Origin of the sequence: Massilia agilis, from assembly GCF_024756255.1 — a bacterium.
Lineage (GTDB): Bacteria > Pseudomonadota > Gammaproteobacteria > Burkholderiales > Burkholderiaceae_D > Telluria > Telluria agilis.
In genome coordinates this window covers 1-19,247 of sequence record NZ_JANUHB010000004.1, presented here as the reverse complement: position 1 = coordinate 19,247, position 19,247 = coordinate 1, and the positions used below count along the sequence as shown (strand labels likewise).

Genomic DNA, 19,247 nt, shown 5'->3' with positions numbered 1-19,247 from the left:
GTGTTGCCGTTGCGGCACAGCGGCTACCCGATCTGGATCCAGGTCGTCTTCAGTTCGGTGTACTTGTCAAACGCATGCAGCGACTTGTCGCGCCCGTTGCCGGACTGCTTGTAGCCGCCGAACGGCACGGTGATGTCGTCGTTGTCGTACTGGTTCACGTGCACGGTGCCGGCACGCAGCGAGCGGGCGGTCTGGATGGCGCGGCTCATGTCGGCGGTCCAGACCGCAGCGGCCAGTCCGTAGGGCGTGGCGTTGGCCTGGCGTACCGCCTCGCGCACGTCGGTAAAGCTGAGCACCGACAGCACCGGGCCGAAGATTTCCTCGCGCGCGATGCGCATGCGCTGCTCGACGCCGTCGAACAGGGTCGGCTCGACGTACAGGCCGCCGCTGTCCTGGCGCGCGGCGCGGCCGCCCGCCAGCAGCCGTGCGCCCTCCTCCTTGCCGGACTCGATGTAGCCCAGCACGGTCTTCATCTGCGCCTGGTCGACGATGGCGCCCATGACGGTCGCTTCGTCCAGCGGGTCGCCCGGCGCAAAGCGGGGCAGCAGCGCCAGCGCCTTTTCCATGAACGCATCCTTGATCGACGCCTCCACGAACAGGCGCGAGGGCGCATTGCAGCTTTCGCCCTGGTTGAAGTAGATCGAACCGATTGCGCTGGATACGGCGGCGTCCAGGTCGGGGCAGTCGGCGCAGACGATGTTGGCGGACTTGCCGCCGAGCTCGGTCCAGGCGCGCTTGAGGTTGGACTGGCCGGCCATCTGGATGATCTCTTTGCCCACCCGGGTGGAGCCGGTGAAGGCGATGCAATCGACGTCCATGTGCAGGCCGAGCGCGCGGCCCGCTTCGTCGCCAAAGCCGGGCACCACGTTGAACACGCCGGGCGGCACGCCGGCCTCCAGCGCCAGCTCGGCCAGCTTGAGCGAGGACAGCGGCGCCTTTTCGGAGGGCTTGAGCACCAGGCTGTTGCCGGCGGCCAGCGCGGGGCCGATCTTCCACGCGGCCATCAGCATCGGGTAGTTCCACGGGATGATGGCGGCCACCACGCCGACGGGCTCGCGCGTGATCAGGGCCAGGCTGTCCTCGGGGCTGGGCGCAATCTGGTCGTAGATCTTGTCGATCGCCTCGCCGTACCAGCGGATGCAGTTCTGGGCCAGCTGCACGTCCACGCTACGGCTGTAGCGGATCGGTTTACCCATGTCGAGCGTTTCCAGCAGCGCCAGCTCGTCGCGGTGCGCGAGCATCAGGTCGGCCAGGCGCACCAGCACGCCCTTGCGCTCGGCGGGCGCCTTGCCGGCCCAGCGCCGGTCCTCGAACGCGGCACGGGCCGCCGCCACCGCGGCGTCCACGTCCTGCGGGCCGCAACGCGCCACTTCGGCCAGCTTGCGCCCGTCGATGGGTGAGATACAGTCAAAGCGCTGGCCGGTGCAGGAATCCACCCGTTTTCCGCCAATAAAGGCGCGGGCGTCGATCTGCAGGGATGCGGCACGGTCGTGCCATGTTGGCGTTGCCATACGGTCTCCTCCCGGGCTGGACAGAATCGTTCGATCAATATACCAAAACCCCGCCCACGGCCGATTTTCGCAGCTATAATCGCCCAATTTTCTAGCAGCAACCAACCGCCCGGTGGAGCAAGCAAGCCAAATGAACCTCACCCTGATCACCTGTGTCGTCCTGTACCTGCTCGGCACGCTTGGCCTTGGCGTCTGGGCCGGCTCGCGCATCAAGAACACCAGCGACTTCGCCGTGGCCGGCCGCAGCCTGCCGCTGGTCATGGTCATTACGACCACCTTCGCAACGTGGTTCGGCGCCGAGACGGTGATGGGCATTCCGGCCAAGTTCGTGCAGGGCGGCCTGAACTCGCTGATCGAAGACCCGTTCGGCGCCGGCACCTGCCTGATCCTGGTCGGCCTGTTCTTCGCCACCCGCCTGTACAAGCTGAACCTGTTGACCATCGGCGACTACTACCGCCAGCGCTACGGCAAGGGCATCGAGGTGTTCTGCTCGGCGGCGATCATCCTGTCCTACCTGGGCTGGGTGGCGGCGCAGATCACCGCGCTGGGTCTGGTGTTTTCGGTGCTCACCAACGGCGCGATGAGCGAGACGGCCGGCATGATCGTCGGCACCCTGGCCGTGCTGATCTACGTGGTGGTGGGCGGCTTCCTGGCCGTCGCGCTCACCGACTTCATCCAGATGATCGTGCTGGTTATCGGCCTGTCGATCATCGCGTTCTTCTCGGCCGACCTGGCCGGCGGCGCCGGGACGGTGGTCACGATGGCCAGCAAGGCCGACCTGTGGAAGTTCCTGCCGGAGGCGAAGTTCACCGACCTGGCGTTCTTCCTGGCCGCGGGCGTGACCATGATGTTCGGCTCGATCCCGCAGCAGGACGTGTACCAGCGCGTGATGTCGGCCAAGGACGCCGGCACCGCCCGCGCCGGCGCCGTGATCGGCGGTGCGAGCTACATCGTCTTCGCCGCGGTGCCGATGTTCATCGTCGCCTGCGCGGTGGTGGTGATGGGCCAGAACGCGCTCGACCTGGCCAAGAACGACTACCAGCGCCTGCTGCCAACCTTCGTGATGACCAGGATGCCGCTGGTGATGCAGATCCTGTTCTTCGGCGCGCTGCTGTCGGCGATCAAGAGCACCTCGTCGGCCACGCTGCTGGCGCCGGCCACCAGCTTCGTCGAGAACATCCTGAAGAACCTGCGTCCGCAAATGAGCGACCGCCAGCAGCTGTTCGCCATGCGCGCGACCATCGTCGTGTTTGCGGCCATGGTGCTGCTGTACGCGATTGCGATGAAAGGCACCTCGATCTACGACATGGTCGGCCAGGCTTACCAGATCACACTGGTGGCGGCCTTCGTGCCGCTGGTGATGGGCCTGTACTGGAAGCGCGCGACCACCCAGGGCGCGATCTTGTCGCTGGCGGCGGGCCTGTTCACCTGGCTGGTGTTCTTCCCGCAGATCTCGTCGCTGGGCGAGCACTTCCCGGGGCAGCTGGCGGGCCTCCTGGCCGCGTTCGCGGGCATGCTCCTTGGGTCGCTGGCGCCGCAGGTCCTCAAGAACCGGCACGAGCCGCGCCAAGTCGCCGAAGTGAGCGTTTGAGCGTCGGTTGAACGCGTGGGCAGGAAAACCTGCCCACCCTACGAGGATCTACCAGGCGTTCCCGCATTTGTAGGGTGGGCAGATTCTGCCCACGCGTTCAACCAGCGATAGAACTCCCTGCGCCCGTTCAACCACCCTTGGGCTTGCGCGCCGCGATCGCTTCCTGCAGCTCGGCCATCTTGCGCTGTTCGGCCAGCGCGCGCGGCGTGTCGCCGGTGTTGGACGGGATGTCCGGATCGGCGCCCATCTGCACCAGCTGCACCGCCAGTTTCGGTTGCTGGTTGGTCGCCCACATCAGGGCGGTGGCCTGCTCGATATCGCGCGCGTTGATGTCCGCGCCGTGCGCCACCAGCAGCTTGACCAGTTCGCCGTGACCGCCCGCCGTGGCCAAATGCAGCGCGGTCAGTTCCAATCCGTTGGCTTTTGCGCGGTGCGACACGTCGGCGCCCAGTTCGATCAGTTTGGTCGCGGCTTCCATATGCCCGTCGCGCGCCGCTTCCATCAAGGGCGTAAAGCCGATCGGGTCTTGCGCGTCCAGCCGCGCGCCGACGGCGGCCAGCACCCCGATCGTCTTTTCGTCGCCCAGCCGCGCGGCCAGCCCCAGCGCCGAGCGGCCAGTGGCGTCCGTGGCGTTGACGTTGGCGCCACCGGCAAGCGCCTGCCTGACTGCCTGCGCGTTCCTGGACGCAGCCGCCTCGAACAGCGGACGGTTACGCGCCTGCACTGGCTGGCGCCGGCCCAGGTAATCGGTGTAGCGCTCCACCAGCTTCTGGTGCCCGCGCCGCAGCGCCACGTCGAGCGCGTTGCCATGGCCGTAGAGGGTGGCGTCGATCTTGCGCGCAAGGAGCAGTTCGGCGATCGCTTCGTCCCCGTAGAAGGTGGCCCAGTTGAGCGCCGAGTCGCCCAGCTTGTCGGTCAGGTTCACGTTCGCGCCGGCGTCGAGCAGCAGCTTGACCATGTCCGCGTCGCGGTTGTTCACGGCCAGCATGAGCGCGGTTGCGTTGTAGTAGGTGGCATGGCGGGCGTTGACGTCCGCGCCGCGCGAGAGCAGCAGTTGGGCGATGTCGCGCTTTTTGAGCACCACCGCCAGCACCAGCGGCGGCGACTGCTTGTCGGTGCCGGCCACCATCGGCGACAGCCCGCCGTCGAGCAGCGCCTGCACCTGGGCCTGGTCCCCGGCCTTGACCGCCGCGGCCAGGTCCGCATACGTGCTCGCCTGCGCCGCGCCCGCGAAGCACAGCGCAGCCAGCGACAGCACGGCAATGGTGTTCCCGACTCTCATCCGCACACTCCTTCGATTGACATGCGCAGATTGTACCGCCACGGATACCGCTGGTAGCCGAATTATTTTGACGAGAAGGCTATTCAATCCAACCGCGCGCGCGCAGGTCGGCGTGCGTGAGGTCCAGGCAAGAGCGAATCCGTTCCAGCATCTCGTCGATCTGCGCGCAGGTCATCACCAGCGGCGGCGCGACGATCATGCGGTCACCGACGGCGCGCATGATCACGCCATTGTCGAACATATGGCCGCGGCAGACCATGCCGACCGCCAGCGCCGGGTCGAAGCGCTCGCCGTCGTGCACAGCGCTGCCCTTGCGCCGCACAAGATCGAGCCCGGCCACCAGGCCGCAGGTCTGGGCATGGCCAACCAGCGGATGCGCGGACAGCGCCGCGAACCCGGCCTTCAGGTGCGGCCCGGTCTCCTGTGCCACGCGCTCGACCAGGCGCTCGTCGCGCAGGATGCGGATGTTCTCCAGCGCCGCCGCGCACGCGACCGGATGGCCCGAATACGTGAAGCCGTGGTTGAAGTCCCCGCCCTTCTCGACCAGCACCTGCGCCACGCGCTCGGCCACCAGCACGCCACCCAGCGGCACATAGCCGGAGGTGACGCCCTTGGCAAACGACATGAGGTCCGGCTTGGTGCCCATCAGTTCGCAGCCGAACCAGCGCCCGAGCCGGCCGAAGCCGCAGATCACTTCGTCCGACACCAGCAGCACGCCGTACTTGTCGCAGATGCGCTGGACCTCGGGCCAGTAGGTCGGCGGCGGAATGATCACCCCACCCGCGCCCTGCACCGGTTCGCCGATGAAGGCGGCCACCTTGCCCGGGCCGAGCTCGAGGATCTTCTCTTCCAGCCAGCCGGCTGCCTTGATGCCGAACTGCGCCTCGCTCATGCCCTGCCCGTGTTCCGCGTAGTTCGGCTGCCCGATGTGCACGATGCCGGGAATCGGCAACCCGCCCTGCGCATGCATGCCGGCCATGCCGCCCAGCGAGGCGCCGGCCACGGTGCTGCCATGGTAGGCATTGTGGCGGCTGACGATGACGTCGCGCTGCGGCTGCCCCATCACGTCCCAGTAGCGGCGCACCATGCGCACCACGGTGTCGTTGGCTTCCGAGCCCGAGGTCGTGAAAAACACATGCCGGAACTGCGGCGGCGCCAGCTCGGCCAGCAGCGCGGCCAGCCGCACGGCCGGCACGTTGGTGGTGTTGAAGAAGCTGTTGTAGAACGGGAGCGTGGTCGCCTGCCGGTGCATCGCGTCGGCGATGCTGTCGCGCCCATAGCCCACGTTCACGCACCACAGGCCCGACATGCCGTCGATGACGCGCTTGCCGTCCGAGTCCCACAAGTAGATGCCGTCGCCGCGCACCATCACGCGCGCGCCGCCGCGCGCGCGCAGCTGCGCGTGGTCGGTGAACGGGTGCAGGTAGTGCGCCGAGTCGAGCCGCTGCAGCGCCTGCGTGTCGTACGCCTCGGGCGCCGCGCGCGCCGTGGTCCCAGCCGTTGCGGCGCCCGGCGCCTCGTACATCGCAGCCATGATGAACCTCCCCCGTTTCTACGAACCAGACAGGCCTTGCGGATGACTCAGACGTGCAGCAGCAGGTGCTCCCGTTCCCACGGGCTGATCACGGTCATGAACTCCTGGTGCTCGAGTTCCTTGATCGCGGCGTACACGTCGATGAAGCGCTCGCCCAGCACCTCGCGCAGCTTGTCGTCGCCGCGCAGCAGCGCGAGCGCCTCTGGCAGGCCCTGCGGCAGCTCGACCTGCATGTTGTAGGCGCTGCCCTCGACCATCGTGGTCGGCTCGATCTGCTCGACCATGCCAAGGTAGCCGCAGGCCAGCGTAACGGCCAGCGCCAGGTAGGGGTTGGCGTCGGCCCCGATGACGCGGTTCTCCACGCGCCGGTCCTGCGCGCCCGACACCGGCACCCGGAAGCCCACGGTGCGGTTGTCCACGCCCCACTGCAGGTTGATGGGCGCGGCGGTGTGGCGCACGATGCGGCGGTACGAGTTGACGTAGGGCGCGACGATCGCCATCGCCGACGGCATGTAGCGCTGCAGGCCGCCGATGTAGTGATGGAAGATGCGCGCCGGCGAGCCGTCGGGATCGCTGAAGATGTTCTGGCCGCTGGCGGCATCGACCACGCTCTGGTGCACGTGCATGGCCGAGCCGGGCTCGCCGCCCATCGGCTTGGCCATGAAGGTGGCGTACATGTCGTGCTTGAGGGCCGCCTCGCGCAGCGTGCGCTTGAAGTAGAACACCTTGTCGGCCAGGCCAAGCGGGTCGCCATGCTGGAAGTTGATCTCCATCTGGCCCGCGCCGATCTCGTGGATCAGGGTGTCCACGTCCAGGTTCATCATGTCGCAGTAGTCGTAGATGTCCTCGAACAGCGGGTCGAATTCGTTGACCGCGTCGATGCTGTACACCTGGCGGCTGGTCTCGCCGCGGCCGCTGCGCCCGATGGGCGACGTCAGCGGCAGGTTGGGGTCGATGTTCTTGGCCGTCAGGTAGAACTCGAGCTCGGGCGCGACCAGCGGCTTCCAGCCCTTCTGCTGGTACAGCCTGAGCACGCGCCGCAGCACCGAGCGCGGCGCAAAATCGACCAGCTTGCCGTCGGCGAAATAGCAGTCGTGGATCACCTGCGCGGTCGGGTCCACCGCCCACGGCACGGTGGTGATGGTGGTCGGGTCGGCCTTGAGGATCATGTCGCGGTCGGTGCTGGAAATGGCACGCTCGAACGCGACGTCGCCGCTGGGCGAGTTGCCGGTCACGGTCATGCCCAGCACCACTTCGGGCAGGCGCATGCCGCGCTCCTCGGTGAACTTGACGCGCGGCAGGATCTTGCCGCGCGCCACCCCGGTCAGGTCGGGGACCAGGCATTCGATTTCGGTGACTCGCTTCGCATTGAGCCACTCTTCCATGTCGTTGTAAGTAAAGTTTTCGCGGATTGCCATCATCGCCTCACTGTCTGTTGATCGGGCCGAGGGGGCGCACCTGCGCCGCGCCGCGGGACGCTACGAGGGACGAGATGACACTACGGGACAGGGCGCGCCGCCCATTTTTCATAGGCGGTCATGGCCGGCTCCTGCGCTGCGCCTGGTACTCGCGGCAAGCCTGGCCGAAAGCACCGAACATCTTCATCGAATACGGGTTGTGCGTGATGCGCCACTCGGGGTGCCATTGCACCGCGAGCGTGAAACCGGGCGCGGTGCGCACCGAGAACGCCTCGACCAGCCCGTCCTCGGCGGTGGCCTCCACCACCAGGCCGCTGGCCAGCTCGTTCACGCCCTGCCCGTGCAGCGAGTTGACGGGAATCTCCGCCACGCCCAACAGGCGCTCGAGCATGCCGCCCGGCGCGAGCTGCACCTTGTGCGCGTCGCCGTACTGCTCGTCCAGGCCCAGTGCGGGATTTTCGCGGTGGTCCATCTTGCCCTCGACCGTCTGCACCGCCTGGTGCAGGCTGCCGCCGAGCGCCACGTTCATCTCCTGGAAGCCGCGGCAGATCGCGATGATCGGCACCCCGCGCGCCACCGCCGCGCGAATCAGCGGCAAGGTGGTCTCGTCGCGCGCCAGGTCTTGCGGCAGCGAAGGATCGATCAGCTCCTCGGAATAGAAGCTGGGATGGACGTTGGAGGCCGAGCCGGTGAGCATGATGCCGTCGCACAGGCCGAGCACGGTTTCAAGGTCGAGCGCCGCGCCCAGCGACGGCAGGATCATCGGCGCGCAATCGGCCCCAAGCACGACGGCATCGACGTACTTGTACTGCGCCGCGTGATACGGATGCTCTCCGAAGTCGCGCGTGCAAGCCGGAACGATAACGATGGGGCGCATGGTCTCTCTACCCTCGTAGTGTGACGCACACAGACCATCATAGTTGCTATCTGGTCCGAATGCGAGTAGCCATTAATGCAGATCAAGCGGCGCGCAAATATGCCGCGCGCATGGCCCGGATCTGCTATCTGGAGCGGACCTTGCTAGGCTGGGGTCCGTAACAAAAGCTTAATGGCAAGCGAGAAACCATGCCAACACAAAAGGCCGGCCGGCAGCCCGGCCTTCCGCGAGGCAACCCTAACGCAGGCTCAGCCGTGCAGCGGCGTGTAGGCGAAACCGTTGCCGATGATGGCGGCGGCGTTGGCGATATTTTCGGTGCTGTCGCTGAACGCCGTCACCAGCGTCGCCGGGCTGTTCAGGCCGCGGCTCATGGTGTCCACCCAGAAGTCGTGGCCGCCCTGGTCCGGCGCGCGGTGCAGCACGTTCTGGTACACCGAATTGACCAGGGCCTCGGCCGACGGGCTGGCGCCATACAGGTCGACCGCCTCCTTGGACGCCATGAACTGGCGCGCGATGTCGACCAGGGCCATGCCGCCATCCTTGGCGCTGATCCAGTAACCGAGCCCGCCTTCGTCCGGCACCCGCCCGAACGCGGCCTGGTACAGCCGGTACACCTGGCCGGCATCGCCATTGATGTCGAGCGCGACGTTCTTGTCGGTGAACGCCAGCCGCTCGATGCCGGCCAGGGTGTCCACGCCGTCCTTGCCGGTCAGGTCGGTGACGGTGGCCTGGCTGCCGCTTTGCGCAATGCTGTAGTTCGCACGCGGGCCGAGGAAGACGACGGTGTCGAGCCCGCCCTTGCCGTCGATACTGTCGTTCGCCGCGGTGCTCACGAAACGGTCCGCCATCGCGGTGCCGGTCTGGCCGGATGCAGCCGCCGCAGTCGCCGCGCTGGCGCTGATGGATGCGCCGCCGATGATTTTGGCGATGATGTCCTTGACCGTGGCGTTCGGGCTTTGCTGGAACAGCAGGGCCGCCAGGCCCGCCACATACGGCCCGGCGAACGAGGTGCCGCCGTCGGCGCGGTAGGTGTAGCCGCCGTCCGCGTTGGGCAGGTAGCCGCTGGAACTGGCCATCACCCACGGGAACGGCGTCGCGCCCGGGGTATTGGACGACTGGAACGGCGTGGCCGCCATCGCGTCGAGGTTACCCACGGCAAGCGCCTCGCCGGTCTTGGCGATCAAGGCCAGTCCGGTTGCCCCGTAGGTGCTGAAATTGCCGCCGATGATCACGGTAAGCACGTTGTGCTGGTAGGCGTAGTGCACCGCATCGGCCACCACCGGATCGGGGCTGGCGCTGTTGTTCTGCAAGGGCATGCAGATGACCTTGGCGCCCTGGTCCACCGCCCAGCGAATGCCGCTGGCGATGTTGGTGGACGGCGAGCCATTCGACGAGCCGACCCGCACGTTGAGCAGTTGCGCATCCGGCGCCACGCCCATCGCGTCCTGCCCGGCGTGCGGCGCATGGCTGGCGGCGATGATCGCGGCCACGCCCAGCGAATGGTCGCGGTAGTTGCCGTTGTCCGGCGCCGGGTTGGTGTCGTTGTCGAAAAAGTCGTAACCGCCGACGATGCTGGCGTTGACTTCGGAATTGCTGGCAATGCCGGAATCGATCACGGCCACTTTCACGCCCTTGCCGGTGATCCCCGCCGTCCAGGCCGAGGACGCGCTGATCACGTCCAGCGCCAGGTTGTTGCCCTGGGCGTTGAGCGGCAAGGTGTAGCCAAGGTCGGGCACGCCCAGCGACTTGGCCACGTTGATGACGCCATACCCTTCCGCCGTCGACCAGTCGCCCTGCGCGGTGTGGATGATGCGTTCGGAGAAATCGGTAAATCCCGGCGTGCCGCTGCCGGTCACGTCGATCGCGCCGGCAACGGTCGCGAAGAACTTGAAGCCGATCGCGCCATCCTTGGACTTGATCTCCCATGCATGGCTGGAGAACGTCGGCTGGTTGAAGCTGGCCCCCGGCTGCACTTCGCCATACAGCTGCTCGGTGCCCGCGCGGTCGATCCAGAACACCTGCAGCACCTGGTTGCTGTGATTGGCCAGCGTGAACTGGCTCGGCGAGCCGCTGTCCGTCGAAAGGATGGAAGCCGTCAGCGGCTGGAAGTTGAGGCTGGCGCCACCGGCGGATGCAGTCATCAGTATTTCCCGTTGAAAACAAAAATTAAAAACGGGAAATACTAGCAGGATTATTGAACGGCGTGGCCCACGCCGTTCACCTCACCGCCACTACTTGCGCAAGCTGGCCAGTGCGGCTTCCAGCACCGTGTCGCGGCCCTTGCGGATATCGGCCACGGTCGGCGCCACTGTCACATTCGGCGCGATGCCCTTGCCGATCCAGACGCGCCCGTCCGGGTAGGTGACGCTGCGGGTGCAGATGCGCGCGTGGCCGCCGCCGGGCAGGTCGAAGAACAGCGGCTGGCCGGTGCTGCCGCCGGTCGCTTCGCCGATGATCTGCCCGCGCTGCATGATGTCGAACGCGAGCGCAAAGTCTTCCGCCGCCGAGTAGGTGCGGGCGGAGGTCAGCACCACCACCGGCTTGCTGTACTGGTGCGCCATGTCCGGCCCACGCGGCGTGTCCAGCTCCTCGTGGTCGGGGTTGGCCATCTGCCACGCGCGGTAGGTGGGCCGGTAGTCGCGCGTGCCCCACTTGCCCGGCACGTAGGTCTTGTCGGTGAGCGTGGACAGCACGCGGTAGCCCTCGCCCGAGTTGCCGCCGCCGTTGTTGCGCACGTCGATGATCAGCGCTTGCGACTTGGCGATCTGGTCGAACGCGGCAAGGAAACCGTCCGCCGCTTTGCTGTTGCCGAAGCTGTTCAGCGCCACGTAGGCCACATTGCCGGGCAGCATGCGAAACTCGAACGCCTCGATCTTCGGCGCCAGCTTGCCGTACTCCTGGAAGCTCACGCGCTTGACCGGCGCGTCGAACACCTTGCCGGCGGCGGTGCGAAAGCTCACCCGCGGCGCCACGTCCACCGGCCCTTGCAGGAACTGGTAGCCGTACACGCGCTGGTTCATGTCATGCTCGCTGGACGCGCTCACGTAGGGCCGGATCTCGCGCTCGGCCCAGGCCTTGACCGGCTCGCCGTCCACCGCGGTGATCTCGGTGCCGCGCACGACGCCCCTGGCCACCAGCTCCGGGTCGAACACGGCGTCCACCAGCACTTTCCCTTCGACCAGCCGGGTCTTCAAGAGCGGCTTGGCCCAGTCCTTGTTGAGCAGCTCGTCCGCGCCCCAGATCCCGGTATGGCCGTCACGCAGCCGGGCGCCAAGCTGGATCAGCACGCGGTAGTACTCGGCCGTGGACTTGGTCGCGCGCACCTTGGGCAGCGTTTCCAGGTAGAGCTTGTCCCAGTCCAGCTCCTTGAGGGTGTCGGTGTACACGAAGTTGTACTTCACCTCGGACCAGAATTTCGACAGCCCGGCCACCTTCTCGTCTTCCGGCAGGTCGTCGCGGTAGGGCGAGCGCAGCGCCGCCGAGTTGAACAGGCGCGCCTCCAGCACTTCCTTCTGCTTCATCTGTTCCAGCAGCGCCGGCCAGCGCGGGTCGCCGTGCAGCGCGGCCAGGTCGCTGTCCTTCTCGGCCAGCGTGGCGTTGAAGAAGCCGTTGGCCAGCGCGCGCTGGAGCGTGCGCATCGCCTGTTCCTTCTGGCCGCCCAGGGCGTAGGCGCAGGCCGCGTTGTACAGCTGGGCCGGCTGCGGCTGGCGCTCGAACGATTGCTCGAGCAGCGTGCCGGCGCGCTCGTAGTCCCTGGACGCGAAGGCCATGTTGGCCTGCATCTGGAGGTCAGCGGCGGTTTGCGCCAGGCTGGCAGAGGCGGCAGCCGCCAGCGCGGCGGCCAGGATGAGACGTCGTGGCATCGGCAATACTCCTCGAAATTAACATGCTGGCAGCGTAAATATTGCCGGGATAGAAAGCCACGACGATGCGACAGACTGCACAAATCCCGGAGCAGGCTGTACCGAACGCACCCGGCGGCGCGAGCAAAAAAGCACTACCATGAGCGAATTGCATGCTTATCGAACAAGGACGAGGACCCCATGCTGAACCTGAAAGACCCTTCCCTGCTGCGCCAGCAGGCCTACATCGACGGCGGCTGGTGCGACGCCGAGGGCGGCGCCACGGTGGACGTGCGCAACCCGGCCACCGGCGAAAAGATCGGCACCGTGCCGCACATGGGCGCGCAAGAGACGCGCCGCGCGATCGAAGCGGCCAACGCCGCCTGGCCGGCCTGGCGCAAGAAGACGGCCAAGGAGCGCGCCGCGATCCTGCGCAAGTGGAGCGACCTGATGCTGGAAAACGCGGACGACCTCGCCGTGTTGATGACCGTCGAGCAGGGCAAGCCGCTGGCCGAGTCCAAGGGCGAGATCGGCTATGCGGCCTCGTTCTTCGAGTGGTTCGGCGAACAGGCCAAGCGCGCCGACGGCGACGTGATCCCCTCGCCGTGGCCGGACCGCCGGATCGTGGTGACCAAGGAGCCGATCGGCGTGTGCGCCGCGATCACGCCGTGGAACTTCCCGTCCGCGATGATCACCCGCAAGGTCGCGCCGGCACTGGCGGCCGGCTGCCCGATCGTGCTCAAGCCTTCCGAGCTCACGCCCTACTCCGCGTTTGCGCTGGCCGTGCTGGGCGAGCGCGCGGGCGTGCCGCGCGGTGTGTTCTCGATCGTGACCGGCGACGCGCAGGCGATCGGCGGCGAGATGACCGGCAACCCGACCGTGCGCAAGATGAGCTTTACCGGCTCCACCGCCGTGGGGCGCCTGTTGATGCAGCAGTGCGCGCCGACGGTGAAGAAGATTTCACTGGAACTGGGCGGCAACGCGGCCTTTATCGTGTTCGACGACGCCGACCTCGATGCCGCGGTCGAGGGCGCGATCGCCTCCAAGTACCGCAACGCCGGCCAGACCTGCGTGTGCGCCAACCGGCTGTACGTGCAGGACGGCGTGTACGACGAATTTGCGCGCCGGCTGGTGGCCAAGGTGCAGGCGCTCAAGGTCGGCAACGGCCTGGAGCCGGGCGTGACCCAGGGGCCGCTGATCAACGCCAAGGCAGTGGAAAAGGTGGAAGACCACCTGGCGGACGCGCTGTCCAAGGGTGCGCAGGTGGCGGTGGGCGGCCAGCGCCACGCGCTCGGGCACAGCTTCTTCCAGCCCACGGTGCTCACCGGGGTGACGTCGGACATGAAGGTCGCGCGCGAGGAGACCTTCGGCCCGCTGGCGCCGCTGTTCCGCTTCCGCACCGAGGAAGAAGTGATCGGCATGGTCAACAACACCGAGTTCGGGCTGGCGTCGTATTTCTACTCGCGCGACATCGGCCGCGTGTGGCGCATCGCCGAGGCGATCGAAACCGGGATGGTGGGCGTGAACACCGGCCTGATCTCGAACGAGCTGGCGCCGTTCGGCGGCGTCAAGCAGTCGGGACTGGGACGCGAAGGATCGAAGTACGGGATGGACGACTACCTGGTCATCAAGTACATCTGCATGGGCGGCATCTGAGCGTCTGCGCAGGCATCGTTGCAGCATCCGCCGGCCCGGTTCCGGCGGGTGTTATTGCCTCCGTGACTTATTGCGTCCCCTTTCTTGGCTCGGTGCAAGAATTCTGTCTCCTGCCGGAGACAGTTCTTGAAATACCTCCCCTGACCGCCGCCACACTGTTTTGCGTGTAGGATTTTCCCTACTAAAATTTCCTCCCGGTTGCACCGAATCCGCAACCACCACTCGTTCCGCAAGTCCGTCCACTGCCCTGCCGCGCGTCGGTTCGACCGTCGCCAGGCGCATCTGTCCAGGCTAAAGCGCCGTCCGAAACGCGATACCAATCAAGAGGAAAGAATGAACATGCATGCACTCAAGGTGGGCACCCGCCTTGTGATCGGTTTTGGCTGCCTCAGCCTGTTGCTGGTCATTATTATTGCAGTCGGCGTCAACAAGGCCTCTACGCTGAACGCGGCCAGCGCGCAGATCGCGCAGCAAGAGCTGCCCAAGCTCGAACAGTCGAGCATCCTGCTCGCCCAGGTGGACAGGATCGCGATCGCGCTGCGCAACATGATGCTCAATCCCGACCCGCAGGACCGCAAGAACCAACTCGCCACGATCGCGGAGGCGCGCAAGACGGCGGACGCGCAGCTTGACCTGCTGCGCGCCAAGCTGGACACGCCGGACGCGCACGCCCTCGTGCAAACGGCGCAAGAGGCGCGCGCGCGCTACCGCGCCGGCCAGGACGCGCTGATCGCGCTGATCCAGGGCGGCAAGGACGAGGAGGCGAAAACCTACCTGGCCACGCAGCTGCGCCCGGCGCTGGCCAACTACAAGGGCACGGTCGAAAAACTGATCGCGCACGCAACCGGCCGCATCGACGCGGCCTCGCGCGATGCCGCCGCTACCTATGCCACTTCGCGCAACACCATGCTGGGACTAGGCGCGCTGGCACTGGCACTGGCGGCCATCGTCGGCGCCACGATCAGCCGCAGCCTGCTCAAGCAGCTGGGCGGCGAACCGGATTACGCCGCCCAGGTCGCCGGCGAGATCGCCTCGGGCAACCTGACGGTGCAGGTGGAGCTGAAAGCCGACGACGAGTCGAGCCTGCTGGCCGCCATGCAGGACATGCGGCGGCAGCTGGAGGGCGTGGTGCGGCAGGTGCGCGCCGGGACCGACACCATCAATACGGCCGCCGGCGAAATCGCGGCCGGCAACTACGAGCTGTCGGCCCGCACCGAGCACCAGGCCAGCGCGCTGGAAGAGACCGCGTCCTCGCTGGAGGAGCTGACCTCCACCGTGCGGCAGAACGCGGACAACGCACGCCAGGCCAACCAGCTCGCGCTGTCGGCCTCGGAGGTGGCGCAGCAGGGCGGCGCGGTGGTGTCGCAGGCAGTCGAGCGCATGGCAAGCATCAACGCCGCGTCCAGGAATATCGTCGAAATCATTTCCGTCATCGACGGTATCGCCTTCCAGACCAATATCCTGGCGCTCAATGCGGCGGTCGAAGCCGCGCGCGCCGGCGAGCAAGGACGTGGCTTCGCGGTCGTTGCCGCCGAGGTGCGCACGCTGGCCCAGCGCTCGGCGGGAGCGGCCAAGGAAATCAAGACGCTGATCGACCATTCGGTGGCGCAGGTGGACAGCGGCGCAAAACTGGTGGACCAGGCCGGCGCGACCATGAAGGACATCATCGAGAGCGTGCGCCGGGTCACCGACATCATGGGCGAGATCACCGCCGCCAGCAGCGAGCAGAGCGCGGGACTGGAGCAGATCAACAAGGCGGTGGTCCAGATGGACCAGGTCACGCAGCAGAACGCCGCGCTGGTGGAGGAAGCCGCCGCCGCCTCGGCCGCCATGCAGGAGCAGGCGGCGAGCCTGGCCCGCACCGTGGGCGTGTTCCAGCTCGACCAGCTGGCCATCGCGGCCCCGTCCCGCAACCGGCTGGCATTGGCCTGAGCATGCCCTGCTGCCGGGGGGCCGCGCGCCCCGGAAAATGATAGTTATTTGTAATCTAAATATCCCGCGGGAAACTTTTTCACCTATACTTGTCCTGTTGTCTATACAAATCCCTGGAGCGGGCCGCCGTGCCCGCTCCTGCACTTGTTGACCAGGACCTGAATGAAAATTGCAGACCTTCGCATCGGCGCCAAACTGGGCGCCGGATTCGCCCTTTTGCTCCTGTTTATGACCGTGCTGACGGCCGTCGGCATCTACCTGCTGCGCGACTACCAGAGCAGCACCGAAACGATCCTCAAGGAGGACATCGCGAAGGAACGGCTGGCCACCGAGTGGATGACCGCCTCGGAGCTGAACGGCGTCCGGGCCGAGGCCCTGATCGGGGAAGACAACCCGGCGGTGCGCGCGCGCCTGGAGCAGCAGGTGAAAACCACGAGCGAACGCATCAGCAAGGTGCAGGCCGAGCTGGAACGGCTGGTCTCGAGCGACACCGGCAAGCAGCTCTACGAAGAAGCCACCGCCAAACGCGACAAATACATCCGTGCACGCGATGCCGCCGCCGCCAACGCGGGGGCGGGCCTGGACGCGATGGAAGCCGCATTGCAGGACTACGGCCACGCCATCGGCGCGCTGGCCACGCACCAGCGCGAGCGCGCCGAGGGCAATGGCGACGCGGTGATCGCGCACGGCAAGACCGGGCAGTTGGTGCTGTCCGCGCTGTGGGCATTGTCGATCGTGATCGCGATCGGCTGGACGGTGCTGGTGACGCGATCGATCACGGGCCCGCTGGGGCGCGCGATCAAGGTGGCCGAGGCGGTCGCGCAAGGCAAGCTCGATAACCGCGAACAGACCTTCTCGCGCGACGAAACCGGCCAGCTGCTGACCGCGCTCAACCGCATGAACCGCGACCTGTACCGCATCGTCAGCGCGGTGCGCGACAGCACCGGCGCGATCGCCAGCGCCTCCGACCAGATCGCCAGCGGGAACGAAGACCTGTCGGTGCGCACCGAACAGCAGGCCGGGTCGCTGGAGGAAACCGCGTCGTCGATGGAAGAACTGACCACCACCGTCAAGCAGAACGCCGACAACGCGCGCCAGGCCAACCAGCTGGCCGACGCGGCGTCCACGGTCGCGCTGCAGGGCGGCCATGTGGTCGAGCAGGTGGTCACCACCATGGGCTCGATCAACGCGTCGGCGCGCAAGATCACCGACATCATCGGCGTGATCGACGGCATCGCATTCCAGACCAACATCCTCGCGCTCAACGCCGCCGTCGAGGCGGCACGTGCCGGCGAGCAGGGGCGCGGCTTTGCGGTCGTGGCGACCGAAGTGCGCAACCTGGCCCATCGTTCGGCCAGCGCTGCCAAGGAGATCAAGACGCTGATCGAGGCCTCGGTGCAGGAAGTGGACAACGGCGCCCAGTTGGTCGGCAAGGCCGGCAAGACGATGGAGGAGATCGTGGCCAGCGTCAGCCGGGTGACCGCGATCATGCGCGAGATCACCACCGCCAGCGCCGAGCAGGAAGCCGGCATCGAGCAGATCAACGAGGCGGTGAGCCAGATGGACGCGATGACGCAGCAAAACGCGGCACTGGTCGAGGAAGCCGCGGCTGCGAGCGCGGCGATGCGCCAGCAGGCCGCCCAGCTGGAGCAGGCGGTGAGCGTGTTCCAGCTCGGGCACGGTGCGTCGGTACACCCGCTCATGCAGCCCGCGGCGCCGCCCGCGCTGCGGCTGGCAGCCTGACAGCCCGTCCGCTGTATGCAACGGTCCCCGCGCGGGACCGTTTTTTTTTTTTTGCGCCGCACGGCGTTACCTGTTGCTGCCGCGCCTCATTTCTTTCTCGTAAAACACCAATATTTACACGCCGCAAAATACCAGCCGCATAATGGTAGGCCGGCTTTTGCTATGGAAAATGGAGCGAATAGCGGGGCCGAACCAGGAACCCGGATGTAACCGGACCCATACCTTTATCCCATAACGACAACAATGATGAGACTGGATGACCTGAAAATCGGCACGCGGATGGGGGCCAGCTACGCGCTCCTGTGCCTGCTAATGACCTTGCTGACCGGCGTGGGAATGTGGCTGCTGCGCGACTTCGGCGCCCGTTCCGAGGAAATGATGACGGATGCACTGGCCAAGGTACGCATCATCAACGACTGGCGCGCCGCGACCGAGTTGAACGGCATGCGCACCACCATCATGATCACCTCGGACAACGAAGCCGAGCGCGCGGCACTGGCGCCGCAAATCAAACAGACCAGCGCGCGCATTTCGAACCTGCAAAAGCAGCTGGAACAACTGGTCGAGGACGCCGAAGGCAAGGCGCTGTACGCGAGCATCGGCACCAGGCGCAAGGCCTACATCGCACTGCGCGACAGCGCGTTCAAGGCGCGCGCCGATGGGAATACGCATGAGGCCGCCACGATCGCGCGCGGCGACATGGCGGCGGCGCAAAAGGCTTACGTGGACGAGATCGACAGCCTGGTCGAACACGCCAGGGCGATGGCGGCCGGCCAGGCGGCGCAAGTGAAGGCCCGCGGCGCGGCCGGACAGAAGGCGCTGGGCGCGCTGTGGCTCGGGGCGCTGGTGGTGGCGGTGAGCAGCGCCGTGCTGGCCGCGCGCTCGATCGGCCGGCCGCTGGCGCACGCGGTGGAGGTCACCAACGCCGTGGCGCAGGGCCGGCTGCACAACCGCGAGGAACGGCACGCGCACAACGAGACCGGGCAGCTGCTGGCGGCGCTCAACCGCATGAACCGCGACCTGTATCGCGTGGTGGGCAAGGTGCGCGACAGCAGCGCGGCCATCGCTTCCGCCTCGGGCGAGATCGCGCACGGCAACGTGGATTTGTCGGCGCGCACCGAGCAGCAGGCCAGCTCGCTGGAGGAAACCGCGGCCTCGGTCGAGGAACTCACTTCCACCGTGAAGCAGAACGCCGCCCACGCACGCCACGCAAGCCAGCTTGCCAGCAACGCATCCGGGGTGGCGGCCAAGGGCGGCGAGCTGGTGGCGCAGGTGGTGGGCAGCATGGACGCGATCAACACGTCGGCGCGCCGGATCACTGACATCATCGGGGTCATCGACGGCATCGCATTCCAGACCAACATCCTGGCGCTCAATGCGGCGGTGGAGGCGGCGCGCGCGGGCGAACAAGGACGCGGCTTTGCCGTCGTCGCCTCGGAAGTGCGCAACCTGGCCCAGCGCTCAGCCAGCGCGGCCAAGGAAATCAAGGCGCTGATCGAGGTGTCGGTGCAGGAGGTGGGCACCGGCAGCAGCCTGGTGGGCAAGGCCGGCGCGACGATGGAGGAGATCGTGTCCAGCGTACACGAGGTGAGCGCGATCATGCAGGACATCGCGCTGGCCAGCAGCGAACAGGAAGCCGGCATCGGCCAGCTCAGCCAGGCGATCAGCGGGATGGATGCGATGACCCAGCAAAATGCGGCGCTGGTCGAACAGGCCGCCGCGGCCAGCGAGACGCTGCGCGAGCAGGCGCTGGAACTGGAGGAAGCGGTGCGCGTGTTCCAGCTGGAGCAGGACGCCACCGTGCACCCGCTGAACGCACGCGGCACGGCCGACGGGCGCTCGCTGGCGCTGGCCGCTTGAG

General features: G+C 66.9%; 12 protein-coding genes. 5 read left to right on the top strand and 7 right to left on the bottom strand.

Annotation, left to right across the window (positions count from 1 at the left end):
- Nucleotides 1–23 precede the first annotated feature (23 nt).
- Entirely contained in the window at nt 24–1,511 is a 1,488-nt protein-coding gene (locus NX774_RS16690) for an aldehyde dehydrogenase (protein WP_258823387.1), read from the bottom strand.
- A 130-nt stretch (nt 1,512–1,641) separates the two neighbouring features.
- Here NX774_RS16690 and NX774_RS16685 point away from each other — a divergent pair, with 130 nt between their 5' ends.
- The gene (locus tag NX774_RS16685; RefSeq protein ID WP_258823386.1) at nt 1,642–3,102 is read left to right on the top strand and encodes a high affinity choline transporter 1; all 1,461 of its coding nucleotides are present in this window, start codon (nt 1,642–1,644) and stop codon (nt 3,100–3,102) included.
- Nucleotides 3,103–3,229: 127 nt separating this feature from the next.
- Here NX774_RS16685 and NX774_RS16680 read toward each other — a convergent pair whose 3' ends face one another.
- The 6 genes from NX774_RS16680 to NX774_RS16655 form a co-directional block, all read right to left on the bottom strand.
- Nucleotides 3,230–4,384: an ankyrin repeat domain-containing protein gene (locus NX774_RS16680; RefSeq protein WP_258823385.1), complete on the bottom strand. Its 1,155-nt coding sequence runs from the start codon at nt 4,382–4,384 to the stop codon at nt 3,230–3,232.
- Nucleotides 4,385–4,463: 79 nt separating this feature from the next.
- Nucleotides 4,464–5,909, bottom strand: coding sequence for an aspartate aminotransferase family protein (locus NX774_RS16675; protein WP_370660450.1), 1,446 nt, complete (start codon nt 5,907–5,909; stop codon nt 4,464–4,466).
- A 56-nt stretch (nt 5,910–5,965) separates the two neighbouring features.
- Nucleotides 5,966–7,336: a glutamine synthetase family protein gene (locus NX774_RS16670; protein WP_258823383.1), complete on the bottom strand. Its 1,371-nt coding sequence runs from the start codon at nt 7,334–7,336 to the stop codon at nt 5,966–5,968.
- A gap of 118 nt (nt 7,337–7,454) precedes the next feature.
- Nucleotides 7,455–8,213, bottom strand: a complete 759-nt coding sequence (locus NX774_RS16665) for a gamma-glutamyl-gamma-aminobutyrate hydrolase family protein (RefSeq protein ID WP_258823382.1) — start codon at nt 8,211–8,213, stop codon at nt 7,455–7,457.
- A 248-nt stretch (nt 8,214–8,461) separates the two neighbouring features.
- Complete coding sequence (locus NX774_RS16660) at nt 8,462–10,354, bottom strand: S8 family serine peptidase (protein ID WP_258823381.1); 1,893 nt, start codon at nt 10,352–10,354, stop codon at nt 8,462–8,464.
- Nucleotides 10,355–10,444: 90 nt separating this feature from the next.
- Complete coding sequence (locus tag NX774_RS16655; protein ID WP_258823380.1) at nt 10,445–12,076, bottom strand: S41 family peptidase; 1,632 nt, start codon at nt 12,074–12,076, stop codon at nt 10,445–10,447.
- A gap of 180 nt (nt 12,077–12,256) precedes the next feature.
- Between NX774_RS16655 and NX774_RS16650 the strand changes: the two genes are divergently transcribed.
- From NX774_RS16650 to NX774_RS16630, 4 genes are all read left to right on the top strand, one after another.
- Entirely contained in the window at nt 12,257–13,711 is a 1,455-nt protein-coding gene (locus NX774_RS16650; protein ID WP_258823379.1) for an NAD-dependent succinate-semialdehyde dehydrogenase, read from the top strand.
- A gap of 333 nt (nt 13,712–14,044) precedes the next feature.
- Nucleotides 14,045–15,643: a methyl-accepting chemotaxis protein gene (locus NX774_RS23405; protein WP_307731323.1), complete on the top strand. Its 1,599-nt coding sequence runs from the start codon at nt 14,045–14,047 to the stop codon at nt 15,641–15,643.
- Between the two features lie 162 nt (nt 15,644–15,805).
- Nucleotides 15,806–17,386 (top strand): methyl-accepting chemotaxis protein, encoded by a 1,581-nt coding sequence (locus tag NX774_RS16635; protein ID WP_258823378.1) that lies wholly within the window; start codon nt 15,806–15,808, stop codon nt 17,384–17,386.
- 243 nt (nt 17,387–17,629) lie between these two features.
- On the top strand, nt 17,630–19,246 hold the full coding sequence (locus NX774_RS16630; RefSeq protein ID WP_258823377.1) for a methyl-accepting chemotaxis protein: 1,617 nt from the start codon (nt 17,630–17,632) through the stop codon (nt 19,244–19,246).
- Nucleotide 19,247 lies beyond the last annotated feature (1 nt).

What these genes read in the sequence shown, in the direction of transcription:
- NX774_RS16690 (WP_258823387.1), bottom strand. Translation starts at nt 1,511, where the DNA reads ATGGCAACGCCAACATGGCACGACCGTGCCGCATCCCTGCAGATCGAC.
- NX774_RS16655 (WP_258823380.1), bottom strand. Translation starts at nt 12,076, where the DNA reads ATGCCACGACGTCTCATCCTGGCCGCCGCGCTGGCGGCTGCCGCCTCT.
- NX774_RS23405 (WP_307731323.1), top strand. Translation starts at nt 14,045, where the DNA reads ATGAACATGCATGCACTCAAGGTGGGCACCCGCCTTGTGATCGGTTTT.
- NX774_RS16665 (WP_258823382.1), bottom strand. Translation starts at nt 8,213, where the DNA reads ATGCGCCCCATCGTTATCGTTCCGGCTTGCACGCGCGACTTCGGAGAG.
- NX774_RS16660 (WP_258823381.1), bottom strand. Translation starts at nt 10,354, where the DNA reads ATGACTGCATCCGCCGGTGGCGCCAGCCTCAACTTCCAGCCGCTGACG.
- NX774_RS16685 (WP_258823386.1), top strand. Translation starts at nt 1,642, where the DNA reads ATGAACCTCACCCTGATCACCTGTGTCGTCCTGTACCTGCTCGGCACG.
- NX774_RS16635 (WP_258823378.1), top strand. Translation starts at nt 15,806, where the DNA reads ATGAAAATTGCAGACCTTCGCATCGGCGCCAAACTGGGCGCCGGATTC.
- NX774_RS16680 (WP_258823385.1), bottom strand. Translation starts at nt 4,384, where the DNA reads ATGAGAGTCGGGAACACCATTGCCGTGCTGTCGCTGGCTGCGCTGTGC.
- NX774_RS16650 (WP_258823379.1), top strand. Translation starts at nt 12,257, where the DNA reads ATGCTGAACCTGAAAGACCCTTCCCTGCTGCGCCAGCAGGCCTACATC.
- NX774_RS16670 (WP_258823383.1), bottom strand. Translation starts at nt 7,336, where the DNA reads ATGGCAATCCGCGAAAACTTTACTTACAACGACATGGAAGAGTGGCTC.
- NX774_RS16675 (WP_370660450.1), bottom strand. Translation starts at nt 5,909, where the DNA reads ATGTACGAGGCGCCGGGCGCCGCAACGGCTGGGACCACGGCGCGCGCG.
- NX774_RS16630 (WP_258823377.1), top strand. Translation starts at nt 17,630, where the DNA reads ATGATGAGACTGGATGACCTGAAAATCGGCACGCGGATGGGGGCCAGC.